This window comes from Paraburkholderia sp. MPAMCS5 (assembly GCF_036016995.1).
Classification (GTDB): Bacteria; Pseudomonadota; Gammaproteobacteria; order Burkholderiales; family Burkholderiaceae; genus Paraburkholderia.
Window position 1 is genome coordinate 314,240 of sequence record NZ_JAYXBK010000001.1, and the last position, 15,247, is coordinate 329,486.

General features: G+C 63.5%; 11 protein-coding genes. 5 read left to right on the forward strand and 6 right to left on the reverse strand.

Annotated features, from left to right (window positions below; genetic code table 11):
* Positions 1-29 precede the first annotated feature (29 nt).
* Positions 30-1,598: a hypothetical protein gene (locus VOM14_RS01455; protein ID WP_327626880.1), complete on the reverse strand. Its 1,569-nt coding sequence runs from the start codon at positions 1,596-1,598 to the stop codon at positions 30-32.
* 649 nt (positions 1,599-2,247) lie between these two features.
* Positions 2,248-3,417: a chromate transporter gene (locus VOM14_RS01460; protein WP_327626881.1), complete on the reverse strand. Its 1,170-nt coding sequence runs from the start codon at positions 3,415-3,417 to the stop codon at positions 2,248-2,250.
* Positions 3,418-3,670: 253 nt separating this feature from the next.
* Between VOM14_RS01460 and VOM14_RS01465 the strand changes: the two genes are divergently transcribed.
* The 3 genes from VOM14_RS01465 to VOM14_RS01475 all read left to right on the forward strand — a co-directional run bounded on the left by VOM14_RS01465 (position 3,671) and on the right by VOM14_RS01475 (position 7,744).
* The gene (locus tag VOM14_RS01465) at positions 3,671-3,949 is read left to right on the forward strand and encodes a metal/formaldehyde-sensitive transcriptional repressor (RefSeq protein WP_327626882.1); all 279 of its coding nucleotides are present in this window, start codon (positions 3,671-3,673) and stop codon (positions 3,947-3,949) included.
* Positions 3,950-3,977: 28 nt separating this feature from the next.
* Entirely contained in the window at positions 3,978-5,255 is a 1,278-nt protein-coding gene (gene dmeF / locus VOM14_RS01470; protein WP_327626883.1) for a CDF family Co(II)/Ni(II) efflux transporter DmeF, read from the forward strand.
* A 563-nt stretch (positions 5,256-5,818) separates the two neighbouring features.
* The gene (locus VOM14_RS01475; protein WP_327626884.1) at positions 5,819-7,744 is read left to right on the forward strand and encodes a potassium transporter Kup; all 1,926 of its coding nucleotides are present in this window, start codon (positions 5,819-5,821) and stop codon (positions 7,742-7,744) included.
* Between the two features lie 132 nt (positions 7,745-7,876).
* Here VOM14_RS01475 and VOM14_RS01480 read toward each other — a convergent pair whose 3' ends face one another.
* The gene (locus VOM14_RS01480) at positions 7,877-8,905 is read right to left on the reverse strand and encodes a LacI family DNA-binding transcriptional regulator (RefSeq protein ID WP_327626885.1); all 1,029 of its coding nucleotides are present in this window, start codon (positions 8,903-8,905) and stop codon (positions 7,877-7,879) included.
* Between the two features lie 153 nt (positions 8,906-9,058).
* Here VOM14_RS01480 and VOM14_RS01485 point away from each other — a divergent pair, with 153 nt between their 5' ends.
* Both VOM14_RS01485 and VOM14_RS01490 read left to right on the forward strand, forming a co-directional pair.
* Positions 9,059-9,601, forward strand: a complete 543-nt coding sequence (locus tag VOM14_RS01485) for a gluconokinase (RefSeq protein WP_327626886.1) — start codon at positions 9,059-9,061, stop codon at positions 9,599-9,601.
* Between the two features lie 73 nt (positions 9,602-9,674).
* Positions 9,675-11,018, forward strand: coding sequence for an MFS transporter (locus VOM14_RS01490; RefSeq protein ID WP_327626887.1), 1,344 nt, complete (start codon positions 9,675-9,677; stop codon positions 11,016-11,018).
* A 441-nt stretch (positions 11,019-11,459) separates the two neighbouring features.
* Here VOM14_RS01490 and VOM14_RS01495 read toward each other — a convergent pair whose 3' ends face one another.
* The 3 genes from VOM14_RS01495 to VOM14_RS01505 are packed head-to-tail and all read right to left on the reverse strand — an operon-like array spanning position 11,460 to position 15,191.
* A complete protein-coding gene (locus VOM14_RS01495) occupies positions 11,460-12,524 on the reverse strand; it encodes an ABC transporter ATP-binding protein (protein WP_327626888.1) in 1,065 nt (354 codons plus the stop codon).
* Positions 12,525-12,542: 18 nt separating this feature from the next.
* Positions 12,543-14,162, reverse strand: a complete 1,620-nt coding sequence (locus VOM14_RS01500; protein ID WP_442955502.1) for an ABC transporter permease — start codon at positions 14,160-14,162, stop codon at positions 12,543-12,545.
* Between the two features lie 12 nt (positions 14,163-14,174).
* Positions 14,175-15,191, reverse strand: coding sequence for an iron ABC transporter substrate-binding protein (locus VOM14_RS01505; RefSeq protein ID WP_327626889.1), 1,017 nt, complete (start codon positions 15,189-15,191; stop codon positions 14,175-14,177).
* Positions 15,192-15,247 lie beyond the last annotated feature (56 nt).

Here is a 15,247-nt window from a genome sequence, read left to right on the forward strand (position 1 = left end):
CGGAGCGGATTTTGGGTGTGCAAGTCAACTCAGCTGTCGGGATTCGCCGCGACGAAGGTCTTGAACGTGCCGTAGGTCGGCTGGATCGGTACGAGGCTGTTCGTGACGATGCCATACGTGTTGTCACCGCTCGTCAACTCGTAGTACATCACCGACTGAAGCGCATCTGTCTTGCGCGCCGCATAAAATTCGCCGAGCTGTTGTTTGACGTAAGTCGAGCGCGCCGTTTCTGTGACTTCGGGATTGGCGTTCCATTCGCTGATCATGAACGGCACGCCATAACGGGCCTTGCAATAGACCGGCAGGTTAAAGCCGGGACCGGCGCCATCGGTGCCGACGTCGAAGATATCGCCGTAAGCCTGATAGTTGTGCCACGTCGTGATGTCCCAGCGCACCTGAGGATAACCGCCTGATCCATCGGGTTGCAGGCCATCCCACAGCATGTCGGCAGCCGCGACATCGGCCACGCAGAAGTTGATGCCGCACTGGGCGTTCGGCTGCACCGACTTGATGCCGTCGATCATGCCGCGCATGGCGCCGCGCATGATCGGCCAGTTCGCGTTGTTGAAGTCACCGCTTCCCGTACCGGCCGTTGCCGAGTTCAGGATGATCGCCGCGTCACGCGTCAGTTCGTTGCCGCATTCGTACATCGTCACGCCAAACGGCGCGAGCGCGGTGGCAACGCCCGCAGCTCCTGCAAACGACGCGTCGTAGGCCGCCGCTTCACTCGTGTACAGGATGCCGTTCGCGTCCTGAAGCCCGTAATTGACGAGCGTGAACAGCGTCAGTCCCGCAGCCTGGAAAGCGCTTGCCATGTTGACCACCGGGTTCAGCTCAGCCGGCGTGTTGACGCAACCGAGACGATACGTCGTGCACCCGAGCGAGCGCAGCGCGCCGACGACCTGAGCGGGCGTGAACGGATAGTCGAAGTGTCCGTTGATGCCGTAGAACGCACCCGGCGCCGCCGCGGCGGCGATACGCGGATCGGCACACGGCAACCAGTTGCCATTGAAGGTCAAGACATAGAACTGCCCACCCGTTCCCGATTGATAGATCATGCCGCCGTACCACAGCAGCAGGCTCACGTTATAGGAATAAGGGTCCTTGACGTTGTTCTTGTAGATATAGCCGTTCGAAAGCGTCCAGATGTTGTTGGACTTGTCGATGATGCGGGCGGCGGGTGGAATCGCCGTGCCGTCGGCTGAAATACCTCCGAGGCGCGGATCGAGAGACGGCACCCACCTCGTGCCTGTCCACTGATAGAAATCGCCGCCCGTGTTTTCCTGGTAGACGCTGCCGCTGTACCACAGCAGCGTCGCGACGTTGTACGAGCCGGCGTCCTTGGTCCCGTTCTTGTAGATGAACCCGTTGGAGAGTTTCCACACATTGCCGGAGTTGTCGACAATGGACGCCGCGGGCGGGACCGTTGTGCCGTTGGCCGAGGGAGTGCGGGTGACCTTCGCCACCGCCGCACTGCTGTCGCCACCGAGGGCAGCGGCGTCGCTGCCGCTCCCGCCGCCGCATGCCGTGAGTACGTAGCTGCCTGCCGCCGCCGTCAGGCAGCTGAGAAATTGTCGTCGATTAATCACAGAAATCATCCATCGCCGGAGGGCCGGCAAAATTCAGTAAGTAAGCGCTCGAGTCACAGTCGTGACCGAACGGCAATGTATGTTTTGATTCGTTATGCTTATTAAGCTGATGGCAATGCGAATCCGTTCGACAGCGACTCCAGGCATAACAAGGGCGCCGCTTCTTTTATCGAACTGCCTGTTGGCTAAGGATTTCGATTGCCGGAGTGACCGTCACCAACCTGCGCTGAGCAGTGACCGCACGCATTCGCAAACGTTAAACCGACTTGCGAATCGGTAATTTGTGCCTTGTCGCCGACTCTCAGCAAGCAATTCATACCTGGATGTCGGCAGGAAACGGATGAGACATGAGGGCTGGACGGCAAATAGGCGCAAACTTCTGACAAATAGCTGGCGCGAGGTGACTTTTTCGCGCGATCGAAGCCTCACGTGACAATCGTCCCAACGGCGGAGGGGAAAGCGTAAGAAGGGTCTGTTCAGATCAAGGGTCGAGTGGAGGAACTTCAGCGTCATGCGCAAGGCGGGCGTCGCGGCACTTGGGATATGAACGCGTTTGCGGAAAAAAATGCCGCCCGCCGAACAGCAGCGCAAGGCGCGAGGCGATTTCGCGCGAGGGCAGCGCATCTCGCGGGTTAAACCGTGGCGCACGCGTATGCGGTCAACCGGCGTGCGAATGAATGAGGGGATAGACAGCCAGACCGATGAGCGCAGCCCCGATGACAATGACCGGCTCCGGCAGCTTCCTGAAACGCCACAGCAGCAGCGCGGTCACGAGTGCGAGCAGAACAGTCGGCCAGTCAACGATCGAGCGCCGCGCGATCACGATAACGGAACCGGTGATCGCGCCGACGGCAGCCGCAGTGATGCCGTCGACGAATGCCTTGACGGCGGGCAGCTTGCCGTACTTCTTGAAGTACGGCGCCGGCAGCACGGTGAAGAGATAGCAGGGCAGGAAGGTGCCGAGCGCGGCCACGCAGGCGCCCGCGAATCCCGCGACCAGATAGCCGATAAAGCCAACCGTGATCACCACGGGTCCGGGCGTGATCATCGCGACGGCCACGGCGTCGACGAACTGTTTGTCGTTGAGCCAATGATGCTCGGTGACCACGCTGCCGTAGAGGAACGGCACGATGGCCAGTCCCGAACCGAACACAAAAGCACCGGCCTTCGCGAAGAACAGCCCGAGTTGGCCGAGCAGCGGCCAGTCAAGGCCGCTGAGCACGCCGCTGGCCGCCGGCAACTGCGCGGCCGCCGCTGCATTCAGTCCGCCTTTGCTGAACCACTTCGGTGGAGAAACAACGATCCAGTTGACGATGCCGCCCGCAATGAAGAGCCAGGCGATCTCCGATTCGGTGACGACCGTTGTCACCGCGAGTATCAGGTAGATGCACCACAGCAGCCGGTTTCTGCCGATGGTCTTTGCCGTGAGCTTATACGCGCTCATCGCGATGATCCCGACGACCGCCGCGCCCACTCCATAGAAGGCGGCCTGCATCCACGAGAGCCCGCCAAAATGAGCGTAAGCCCAGCCGAGGCCCACTACCATCAGGAACGACGGGAGCACGAACGCGATGCCGGCGAGCGTCGCGCCGGCGAGGCGATAGTGCACGTAGCCCATATAGATGCCGAGCTGTGCGGCGAGCGGTCCGGGCATCATCTGCGCGAGCGCCAGTCCCTCGCGGTAATCCGACTCGCTAATCCACTGCCGTCGTTCAACGAGATCGCGATGCATATAGCTGACAAGCGCGACAGGTCCTCCGAACCCGAACGCGCCGAGCCGCAGCATGTAGAAGACCAACTGGCCGAGCGTGTAGCCAGGCGATGTCACTGTCGTAGTTTTCCTGTGCGTTCCCCGGCGTCGTGGCTCGTCGCGGCCTACGCGAAATGCGTGTCTAGCGAATCCGGCGCGCGGCCGATCTTGTCGAGGCGCTGGCGACACTATCGACCAGGCCGATGATTCATGTTGCGCAAACTACGCGCACGTCACGATATCTACAAGAGGTTTTTTCATCGGGTCATGACGGCCAGGTTCAGCACGTGATGGTAATATACCCCCCTACCCTATATTGATGGAATTGCCGATGAGCCATACGATTCGCGAAAAGCAGAAGCTGCTTAATCGCGTGCGCCGCATCAAGGGCCAGGTTGAAGCGATCGAACGCGCGCTTGAGGACGAGCGTGGCTGCAATGACGTCCTGCAACTCATCACGAGTTGCCGCGGCGCGATGAACGGGCTGCTCGCCGTCGTGCTGGAAGATCACATCCGCGCCCATCTGGTCGATGCGGAACACGAGCATGAGTCCGATCAGGGAAGCGCAAGGGAACAACTCATCGAAGTGGTGCACAGCTATTTCAAGTAATACCGGATCGGTAAGAGAAGAGGTTGTAATGAACGACTGGAAAGATGCCTCGTTCGACGCGGGGCATGACCACATATTTCTGGGCGCTGCTCACGAACAGAATGAACGCCGAACCTGGGCAATGATCGTGCTATGTGCCGTCATGATGGTGGCCGAAATCGCAGGCGGCAGTCTTTTTGGCTCGCTCGCGCTCGTGGCCGACGGCTTGCATATGTCCACGCACGCAGGCGCGATGCTGATTGCGGCGCTGGCCTACACCTACGCCCGCAAACACGCGAGTGATCCCCGCTTCGTGTTCGGTACGGGCAAGCTGGGCGACCTTGCCGGCTTCACGAGCGCTATCGTGCTGGCCCTGATTGCATTGCTGATTGGTTACGAAGCCGTGCAGCGTCTGTTTGCGCCTGTGCCGATCCATTTCGGCGAGGCGATCCCCGTCGCCGTGTTCGGACTGTTGGTCAACATCGCGAGTGCGTGGCTGCTGAGCGGCGATCATCACGGTCATGGTCATGGTCACGGTCATGGTCACGCCCACGGTCACGGTCATGACAATCACGAACACGACCCTGAAGAGAAACCCGTCACTACGAAATCGGGCAATTTGATCCTTTCAATATTCGAGGATGGTGTGCCGCCCGTGTTTCGTATTGGCGGTCAGGATGGCATCGGGAAGCCCGGCGCGCAGGCCGTCAAATTGACGACTCTGCGCGCCGACGGGGCGCGGCAAACGTTCGGGTTCACCGATCGCGGTGCTTTCCTCCAGTCAACCACGGAAATTCCGGAGCCGCATGCCTTTACTGCAATTCTTGAGATCGGCGGCGAGCGTCATGGCATTGAATTCGAGGAGCACGATCACAGGGCGATGCATGCGGACGTGTCGCGCGATCACAATATTCGCGCTGCGTATGTTCACGTCATCGCCGATGCGGCCGTGTCGGTTCTGACCATTATTGGCCTCTTGCTCGCGTGGCGATTCGGCTGGGTCTGGATGGACCCGTTAGCTGGAATCGTCGGAGCACTCGTGATCGCAAACTGGTCCTACGGGCTGATGCGGGACACGGGAGCCATTCTGCTGGACATGAACCATGATCGGCGCCTGACCGAGGATGTCCGCAAGACGGTCGAGAACGCCGGCGACAAGCTTGTTGATCTCCATGTCTGGCGTCTGGGCCCAGGTCATATGGGCGCCGTTCTGTCTGTCAACACGGATCATGCACATCATGGCCCGGCTTTTTTCCATGCCGCGTTGGCACGCTTCAAAGGTCTGTCGCATATCACGGTCGAGGTCAATCAGTCAGTGGCGGCCTGATTTTCCGCGCGTGAGATTTACCTCATGCGGATGCGGGTCGATCGCAAAGGAGAGACTCGCATTTGTCACGGATTCCCAGGTATTCTCGCGATCGATCCCACTGCTTCGACTCACGCCTTCCACTCACGCCTTCCACTCACGCGAAAACATCGCCAGGGTCATTCTCGTCATCCGGCCGCCGCGCGCGCGTGGTGCGGAAAAACGTGACACCGGTTCGCATTCTGTACTCCTTCATGTCATACCCGTTCGACACCGCTCGATTGTCTTCGATTGTTCGGGTGAATGCGTCCACGATGACAGGTTTGCGAAAGCTGATCGCCCCCCGTGCCACCGCGTTGGCCGCCCGGTGGAGGCGGCATTTCCGCGGGAAATTCCTATACTTGCTCTAGCACGCCAACAGAAAGCACCAGAAAGCACCAGAAAGCAAAAGAAAGGCACCCGCACGACGCGAAGCATGTCGACGCTGCAACGAGGAAGAAATTCGCGTGAGAGAAGCGGCGGAAACACGAAGCGAAAGCTGCGCGGCCATCCCGGGCCGCCTGCAACAACATGAGGAGGGAGACATGGGACAATCCGCATCCGCCGCGCGGGCGGGCGCTCGCCCTGGCGACTCCGGCCCGCATCGCCCGGCCATGCCCGCGCTCGCGCTGGCGGCGCTTGGCGTGGTCTATGGCGACATCGGCACGAGCCCGCTCTACACGCTTGCCACGGTGTTCGATCCCGCCAACGGGCTCTCGCTCAATGCTTTCAATATCGTAGGCATCGTCTCGCTGATCTTCTGGTCGCTGATGATCGTCGTCTCGCTCAAGTACGTGACGCTGATCCTGCGCGCCAACAACCACGGCGAAGGCGGCATCATGGCGCTGCTCGCGCTCGCGGCTTCCTCGGTCGCGTCGCGGCCGCATCTGCGTCGCGCGCTGCTTGTGGTCGGGGTGATCGGCGCGGCGCTCTTCTTCGGCGACAGCGTCATCACGCCGGCCATCTCGGTGCTGAGCGCAGTGGAAGGCCTGGAGGTGGCGGAGCCCAGACTCAAGACGTATGTGATCCCGGTGACGCTCGCCGCGATCCTCGTGCTGTTCATCATGCAAAAGCGGGGCACGGGAGGCATCGGCGCCGTGTTCGGTCCGGTGATGGTGCTCTGGTTCGTCGTGATCGGCGTGGCGGGCGTCGCCAACATCCTCACCGCGCCGGTCGTGCTCGTCGCGCTCAATCCGCTCCAGGGGATCGGGTTCTGCCTGCATCACCGCTGGCTCGCCTTTGTCGCGCTGGGCGCGGTCGTGCTGTCGCTCACGGGCGCGGAGGCGCTTTATGCCGACATGGGGCACTTCGGCAAGCAACCTATCCGGCTCACGTGGTTCGGCGTGGTGTTTCCCGCGCTCGCCCTCAATTACCTCGGCCAGGGCGCGCTGCTGCTCGCGAATCCCGGCGCGGTGCAAAACCCGTTTTATCGCCTCTTTCCGCAATGGACCATCCTGCCGATGATCGTGCTCGCGACAGTCGCAACCGTCATCGCCTCGCAGGCCGTCATATCGGGCACCTACTCGATGGCGATGCAGGCCATGCAGCTCTCGTTCCTCCCTCGCATGAACATCGTGCACACCTCGGAGCGCGAGATCGGCCAGATCTACGCGCCCGGCATCAACTGGATACTGCTCGTCGCGGTGGTCGCAGCGGTGCTCGGCTTCCGCTCGTCGACGGCGCTCGGTTCCGCCTACGGCATCGCCGTGACGGGCACGATGCTCATCACGACCTTCCTCACGTTTTTCGTGGTGCGTTACGCGTGGCATTACAACTGGGCGCTGTGCGTGTTCGCGACGGCTTTCTTCTTTGTGATCGACGCCATGTTCTTCTCCGCGAACCTGCTCAAGATTGTGGACGGCGGCTGGTTTCCGCTCGTGATCGGCGGATTGGTCTTCACGATCATGGCCACGTGGGGACGCGGCTGGGAAATGATGGCTGCGGAGGCGCGCGTGCGCGCGGGCGAGAAGCCGCTCAAGCCGTACCTTGCGGCGCTGCTGGAAAGCTCGCCCGTGCGAGTGGGCGGTACGGCCATCTTCCTCACGCCGAACGCCGACGCCGTGCCGCATGCGTTCGCCAACAACCTCAGGCATAACCGCGTGATGCACGAACGCGTGGTCTTCCTGAGCGTGAAGACGAAAGACGTGCCGTGGGTGGCCGAAAGCGAGCGTGTCAGGATCGAGCCGCTGTGCCCCGGCTGCTATTACATGGTCGTCAACTACGGATTCAAGGACGATGTTGACCTGCCGCGCACGCTTGCCGCACACAAGTCCGTGGAATTCGCGTTCGATTGCGACCAGACTTCGTGGTTCCTGAGCCGCGCCGTGGTCGTGCCCACGCGCGGGCACGGGATGGCGCTCTGGCGTGAACGTCTGTTCGCGGTGATGCTGCACAACGTCGGCAACATTGCGGCATTCTTCAAGCTGCCGGCCAATCGCGTGATCGAGGTGGGCGCGCGCGTCGAGATCTAGCAGGAACCCGGCACGCGCCCTCCTACGATGGATTTTCCGCGCGCACGGGTTGTGCCGTGGCGTGCGTGGTCTTGCGCGCCTTGCCCGGAAGGCCGAGGCGCGAGTGCCGTCACGCGTCTGGCCGGCAATGGCTCAGGCACTCTCCCGAACCACCAGTTCATAGCCGAGATCGATAACTGGCGAGGCAATGGGCTCGTTGTCGATCATCGCGAGCAGAAGATGTGACGCCTCGCGGCCAACTTCCGCGCGAGGCGTGCGAACCGTGGTCAGGCGCGGCACGCAATCGGCCGCGCCAGCCAGATCGTTAAAGCCGACGATCGCGACCCGATCCGGAATCGCGATGCCTTGACGGCGAGCTTCGAACAGCGCGCCTTGCGCGAGGTCGTCGTTGCCGAAAAAAATCCCGTCGACGTCCGGTCGCCGCTGCAGCAGCTGGCTGAACAGATCGCCGCCGAGTCCGATGGACGACGGCGCCGGCGTGAGCACTTCCAGATCGGCGTCGTAGAGCCCTTTGCGTTGCAGCGCCTCGCGAAAGCCTTGCCCACGCTGCATCATCCGCGAGTCGAGCTGGGCGGCGACGAACGCGTTGCGCCGGCAGCCGCGTGCGATGAGATGCTCCGCGACGGCTTCGCCGGATCGAGCCTGCGAAAAGCCGACGCAGTGCACGCCTTCGGCCTCTTCCAGTTCCATGATGTGCACGCACGGCACCTCGCTCGCCTCGATCAGCCGGCGCGCGTTTTCCGTGCGTTCGAAGCCCGTGACGATCAGTCCGCTCGGCGGCGACGCGAGGTAGTGGCAGATCAGGTCTTCTTCCGCTTTACGCGAGTAGTGCGAGTTGCCGATCAGGATTTCGTAGCCGCGCGGGCGAAGCACCGTGTGAATCGATTCGAGTACATCGATGAACACCGTGTTCGACAGCGACGGAATCACGACGGCCACGGCCATGCTGCGCGAGGACGCCAGCGCGCGGGCCGCGGGATTCGCGACATAGTTCAGTTTCGCCGCCGCCGCCTTGACCCGTTCCACGTAATCTGGCCCGACCGAGCCCAGACCACGCAGCACGCGCGAGGCTGTGATCGTGCTGACGCCTGCAAGCCTGGCAACGGCTTCGAGGGTCGGCCGGCCGGTGCTTCGGGTTTTCCTGAGTGTCGTAGGCGCCATGATCCCTTTAGGATAGCGCTGTCTTACGCCTTGCGCAATAGGGCCGGATCCTAGTTGTCCTCGATGGATAACGGCCCCGCTTCACGGTTGCGCAGGCGATATTTTTTTGTAAGCGTGAGATAGCGCTGTCTCACCGGCTCCAAGGAGATGCATATGATCGGACACATTTCATCGCTCGTCGTCATGGGTGTCGCCGGCTGCGGGAAAAGCAGCGTGGCGCAGGGGCTCGCCGCCCGGCTCGGCGGCGTGTTGATCGAAGGCGACGCATTTCATCCGCAAGCGAACGTCGACAAGATGCAGCGCGGCATCCCGCTCACGGACGAGGACCGCGCGGGATGGCTCGACCGCCTGTCGGAAGAGCTGCAGCGCGTGGCCAGCCGCGGCGAGCGTGCCGTTCTCGCGTGTTCGGCGCTCAAGGAGCGCTACCGTGACCGGTTGCGCGCGGCGACATCGTCGCTGGGCTTCGTATTTCTGGATCTTTCGCAGCCGGATGCGTTGCAGCGAGTGGCGCAGCGCGAGAGCCATTTCATGCCCGCGTCGCTGGTCGAAAGCCAGTTCGCGACGCTGGAGCGGCCCGATACGGAACCGTTGACGCTGACGGTTGACGGCACGCGCTCGCTTGTCAGCATCGTCACGGAGGCAGCGGCATGGTGTAGCGGCACGCAAGTGCAGCCCGCCTCAATGCAGCCTGCGTGAGATAGCGCTGTCTCAACATTGCGCCAGCCGACCGGCTTTTTGGCGACAAAACGACACTTTTGAGGAGACCATGATGGTAAATGCTTCCGGGCAACGCATTCCTAACCGGCGTTGGGCAATTGGCCTGTTGTTGGGCATTGGTGTGCTGATCAATTATTTCGATCGGATCAATCTGTCGGTGGCGGCACCGCAGATGAAAGAGGCTTTTAACCTGTCGCCCGCCGATATGGGTTTGCTGTTCAGCGCGTTCTTCTGGCCGTACGCGTTGCTGCAAATTCCGGCGGGACTTTTTCTTGACCGCTTCGGCGTGACGCGCGTCGGCCGTTGGGGCGCGTTTCTGTGGGGCATGGCGTCCGCCATCACCGTTTTCGCGAGCGGCTTCGGCGGCGTGTTCGCGGCGCGCGCGGTGCTCGGCATCGCCGAGGCGCCGGGCTTCCCCGTCAGTTCGAAGGCCACGGGCTACTGGTTTCCGCGCAAGGAGCGCGCGCTGGCCACGGCCATTTTCGACGCCGCAGCCAAGTTTTCGAATGTGATCGGCGTGCCGCTGGTCGCGGTCGTCGTGGTGAATGCCGGCTGGCGCTGGGGATTCGGCGTGACCGCGCTGCTGAGCCTCGCTTACTTCGTTGCGTTTCTGGTCATTTATCGCGATCCGAGCAAGGACAGCAAGCTCTCGGCCGTTGAACTCGACTACATCCAGCAAGGCGGCGCAACGCCCGAAGGCACGTCGAGCGCGAGCGTGTTCGGCATGCTGGGCTATCTGCTGACGAAAGCCAAGGTCTGGGGTCTGACGATCGGTTTTGCCGCTTACGGATACTCGTTCTATCTGTTCCTGACGTGGCTGCCGGGCTATCTCGTCCAGACCATGCATATGAGCATTCTGAAGTCGGCGGGCTTTGCCGCGATTCCGTGGGCCGTGGCAACGGTGACGGATCTGGTCGTCGGCGGCTGGCTGATCGATCACCTGATCGCGCGCGGCAACGATGAGACGCGCGTGCGCAAGGCCGTGCTCGTGACGGGCATGCTGTTCGGCCTCGCCGTGTTCGGCGCGACGCAGACCACGAAGCCGGAATGGGCGATCTTGTGGATCTCGATTGCGCTTGGCGGTCTCGCTGCGGCGGCACCCGTGGGCTGGTCCTTGCCGTCGCTGATCGCGCCGAAGGGCGGTGTGGGTACCGTCGGCGGCATCATGAACTTCGTCAACAATCTGATGGGCGTGGCCGCGCCGATCGTGACGGGCTTCATCGTCGGGGCGACGAATTCGTTCACCAACGCGTTCCTGGTCGCGGGCGTGATTCTGGTCATCGGCATCGTGTCGTTCGTGTTCGTGATGGGACGCATCGAGTCGATTCCCGAGCCGATCAATCGCGACGAGGAAGCGCGCCGCGCCACCTCGAAAACGTCCACGCCGGCAGATTGATCGGCGCGACGTAAAGTCGGGACGGCCCTAAGCCAAGGCCGTCTTCCGGGCGAAATTGCGCCACTGGCCGAGTTTCGCCCTCGCACAGGTCGAGCCTCGCGGCATGGCAGCCGGTTCATCGACGCGTGACGACACGTGCAGATACATCTTCCCGCGCCGCATGCGCGTGGGCGCCTCGTTAGCGAGGCCATTCAGCGCTTGAAACGACGGCGCCAGTTTGCAGGGGCAAACTGGCGCCTGCGAGTCCGCGAGGACATCGCTTGTGCCGGGACACGGCGCGCTGATCTTCAACACGCCGCGACGCATGTCGCGAGCATGCATACGACGCGGGTCGTCATGCCGCGGTCGCCGCGACAAACCGCGCGCCGCATCTCAATCAAACTGGCGATGCAGGGTTGACGCTCAGGCCCGATTGGCGAACTCGCCATGCGAACCTGTCAGTCAGGAAGCCCCCCCGCCGTAGGCCAGCACTTCGCCATCCACCGTTAGCCGGCACAACTCGCCAATGCGCGGCGCGCGATGCCCCGGCACGCTCGAGCGGATCAACGCAGGCGAGGCGCCGCGCGTTTGCAGCGTGACGCGCGCGTCGGGCCCATTGAAACGCAGCTCGGTGACGAGCGCTTCGAAGCTGACGCTGTCCCGACCGGATGCTTCGTCTTCTGCGAGGATGCGGATCTGCTCGGGCCGCAACATCACCTCGACGCGGCCATCGGGTACAGGCGCCAGCAGTTTCAGCGCGCCGAGCGCGCAGGTCGCCGTGCCGTGCCCGGCGATGCCCGGCAGGAGGACGGCATCGCCCACGAACGTCGCGAGTTCGCGCGTCGCGGGCCGCCGATAGAGCCGTTGCGGCGAAGCGGTCTGGATCAGCTTGCCGTTCCAGAGCACCGCGACCTCGTGTCCAAGCGACAGCGCCTCCGCCTGATCGTGCGTCACCAGCACGGCGGTCGCGCCCGTCGCCGCCAGCGCTTTAGCGACGGCTTCGCGCGTCTCGGTCCGCAGCGCGGCATCGAGCGAAGAGAAGGGCTCGTCGAGCAGCACGAGCGATGGCGAAGGCGCGAGCGCGCGCGCCAGCGCGACACGCTGCTGTTGACCGCCCGACAGTTGTTGCGGCGCGCGCTGCGCATAGCCGGCGGGAAGTCCCACGAGTTTCAGCAGTTCCTCGACGCGATGACGCGCTCGCCGCTGGCCGCGCGGTAGGCCGAACACGATGTTGTCCGCCACCGACAGATGCGGAAACAGCGCGCCTTCCTGCGGCACATAGCCGATGCGCCGCCGCTCCGCCGGCAAGTGAAGGCTGTCGCCGGCAACCCGTTTGCCGTCGATCTCGATCGTCCCTGCGTCCGCGCGCTCGAAGCCGCACAGAACGCGCAGCAACGTCGTTTTGCCGCTGCCAGACGGGCCGAGCAGCGCGAGCAGCGTGCCGCGTTCGACCGCGAGGTCGATGTCGTGCAGAACCGTGTGGCCGTCGAACGACTTGCGCAGTCCGCTGATTCGAAGTTCGCTCATGTGTCAATTGATTGAAGGTCAGGCTTGATCGCCGTGCAGCGAGGAGCGCCCAAGCAGCACGAACAGCAGTGCCGACGCGCACAGCGAGATGCCCGTCAGCAGCGCGGCGTACGGCGCCGCGGCGGCGAACGCGAGCGTCGAGGTGTCGGACCAGACTTGCGTGGCAAGCGTGCGCGTGTCGATGGGCGAGAGCAGCAGCGTGGCGTTGAGTTCGGTCGCGACCGAGATGAACACCATGGTCGCCGCGGCACCCAGTCCCGGCGCGGCGAGCGGCAGCAGGACACGCACGAACGTCTGCGCCGCATTGAGGCCGAGCGCGCGCGCCGTATCTTCGAGACGCGGCTGCGACTGCATCAGCGCGGCACGCACGCTGACGAGCGCGAGCGGCATGAAGAGTATCGCGTACGCGATGACCAGCAGTGTCGCGCCCTGATAGAGCGGCTGCAATGCGCGCACGGCGAGCGAGACGATAGCCAGCGCGACGACGAGCCCCGGCACGCCTTGCGCGAGAAATACGGTGCGCTCGAACACGGTGGCGAGCCGGCCCGGATAACGCACGAGCAGCAACGCGAGCGGCAGGACGAGCAGCGTCGTCAATGCGGCGGCCGCAAGGCCGAAGCCGACCGACGACATCGTTGCATTGAACAGCAGTTCGGGTGACACCTCGGCCGGTGTGACGGCCGCCGCGCCTTCCTGCGTGAGCCAGAAGCCGATCATGCCGAGCGGCACGCCCAGCGTGATCACGGCTGACGCGACAAACCCCGCGACGATTACCCAGCGCCACACGCCCAGCTCGTAGCGCAGCGCCGCGCGCCGTGCGCCGCGATCGACGCGTTCATAGCGCGCGCGGCCTCGCACGCGGAACTCGAACGCGAGACATACGAGACACAACAGAATGAGTAGCGACGCCAGCAGCGACGCACCGCTGTTGTCGAAACTGGTGCGGTACTCCGCGAAGATCTCCGTGGTGAACGTGCGAAATCGCAGCATCTGGAAAGCGCCGAATTCCGACAGCACGCCGAGCGCGACGAGCAGCATGCCGCCGAGCAGCGCCGGGCGCAGTTGCGGCAGCACGACGCGCGCGAACGTCGCCCAGCGTCCGCAGCCGAGCGCGCGCGCGCTTTCCTCCAGCGCCGGGTCCATTCCGCGCAAGGCGGCCGCGACGGGCAGATAGACGAGTGGGAAATAGGCGGACGTGATGACGAGCAGCGCGCCCGCGAAGTCCTGCAGATCGAGGCTGATCGACACCCATGCATAGCTGGACACGAATGCGGGCATCGCGAGCGGCGCGGCGGTGAGCACGGCCCACACGCGACGCCCCGGCACATGCGTGCGCTCGATGAACCACGCCGCGGCCGTGCCGACGACAGCCGAAGCCAGCGTCGCGCTCACGGTGATGAGCAGCGTGTTGACAAGCAGTTCGCCCACGAGCGGACGAAACACCAGATCGACGGCGTCGCTGAAGCCGACCGTCCACGCGCGATAAAACGTGAAGGCGAGCGGCAGCAGCACCAGCAGCGCGCTCACGGCCGAGCCCGCCAGCAACCCGCGCGGCGCGTGCTTGCCGCCGCGCGCCGCGGCTTTCGCCGAAGGCGGGTCGGCGGCGACCGCCTCGCCGATGTCAGTCACATCGCTCACCTACGTGTTCCTTTACAGCAAGCCCGCCTGGCGCAGCAGCTTGCCCGCCTTGCTATCGTCGCCGAGCTGTTCGAGCGTCAGCGACGGCGGCTGGAGTTCGTTGAACGGCTTGAGCAGCGGATCAGGCTGGACGCCCGCATGCAGCGGATATTCGTAGCCGACGCGGCTCTTTGCCATCAGCGTCTGCGCGCGCTCGCTCACGAGGTACTTGAGAAATTGCTGCGCGCCGTCCGCATTGTGCGCGGTGCGGAGAATCGCCGCGCCCGACACGTTGACGAGGCCGCCCACGTCGCCATTGCCGTAATGATAGATCGCGCTGCGCGTCGCCTTGTCGCCGAGTTCGGTGTGCAATCGCGCCCAGTAATAATTGTTGATGACGCCCGTCGCGACGCCGCCGCGATTGACGGCGGCGACCACGCCCTCGTCGTCGTCGAAGATCTGCGCGTTGGCCTTCAGGCCCTTCAGCCATTGCACTGTCTGCGCTTCGCCCTTCAAGGCGAGGACCGCGCTCACCAGCGGCAGGAAATCCGCATCGCTCGGCGCGATGCCGACCTTGCCTTTCCACTCGGGCCTGGCGAGATCGAAGAGCGACGTGGGCAATTGCGACGTTTGCAGCTTGGTCGTGTTGTACGCGAGCACGCTCTCGCGCGCCGTCACGCCGACCCATTCGCCCGACGGCGAGCTGAAGCGCGCGGGGACGACCGTCAGCGTGGAGGAATCGACCTTGCCGAGCAGGCCCTTTTCTTCGAGCAGCATCAGCTCGGGCGAGTTTTCGGTGAAGTACACATCGGCGGGCGATGCCGAGCCTTCCGCGACGATCTGCGCCGCGAGCGCCGGACCCTCGCCATTGCGGATCTTCACGGAGATGCCCGTCTGCTTCTCGAAGTCCTTCGCGAGCAGGTCCACAACCTGCTCGTGCTGCGCGCTGTAAACCGTGATCGACGCGGCGTGCGCCGAAACAGCAATCGACAGCGACAGCGACACGACGCGCGCCACCTGGCGCAGCGCGCCTACCCATGAACGGTTCATGATTTGACTCTTCCTCTTGATGTTGTTGACTGGCCGCTCGCCTCATGCGGTGCACA

Bases quoted from the DNA above. Each gene is read 5' to 3' on its own strand.
- VOM14_RS01455 (WP_327626880.1), bottom strand. From the start codon at position 1,598: ATGATTTCTGTGATTAATCGACGACAATTTCTCAGCTGCCTGACGGCG.
- VOM14_RS01465 (WP_327626882.1), top strand. From the start codon at position 3,671: ATGAGCCATACGATTCGCGAAAAGCAGAAGCTGCTTAATCGCGTGCGC.
- dmeF (WP_327626883.1), top strand. From the start codon at position 3,978: ATGAACGACTGGAAAGATGCCTCGTTCGACGCGGGGCATGACCACATA.
- VOM14_RS01475 (WP_327626884.1), top strand. From the start codon at position 5,819: ATGGGACAATCCGCATCCGCCGCGCGGGCGGGCGCTCGCCCTGGCGAC.
- VOM14_RS01480 (WP_327626885.1), bottom strand. From the start codon at position 8,905: ATGGCGCCTACGACACTCAGGAAAACCCGAAGCACCGGCCGGCCGACC.
- VOM14_RS01485 (WP_327626886.1), top strand. From the start codon at position 9,059: ATGATCGGACACATTTCATCGCTCGTCGTCATGGGTGTCGCCGGCTGC.
- VOM14_RS01490 (WP_327626887.1), top strand. From the start codon at position 9,675: ATGGTAAATGCTTCCGGGCAACGCATTCCTAACCGGCGTTGGGCAATT.
- VOM14_RS01495 (WP_327626888.1), bottom strand. From the start codon at position 12,524: ATGAGCGAACTTCGAATCAGCGGACTGCGCAAGTCGTTCGACGGCCAC.
- VOM14_RS01505 (WP_327626889.1), bottom strand. From the start codon at position 15,191: ATGAACCGTTCATGGGTAGGCGCGCTGCGCCAGGTGGCGCGCGTCGTG.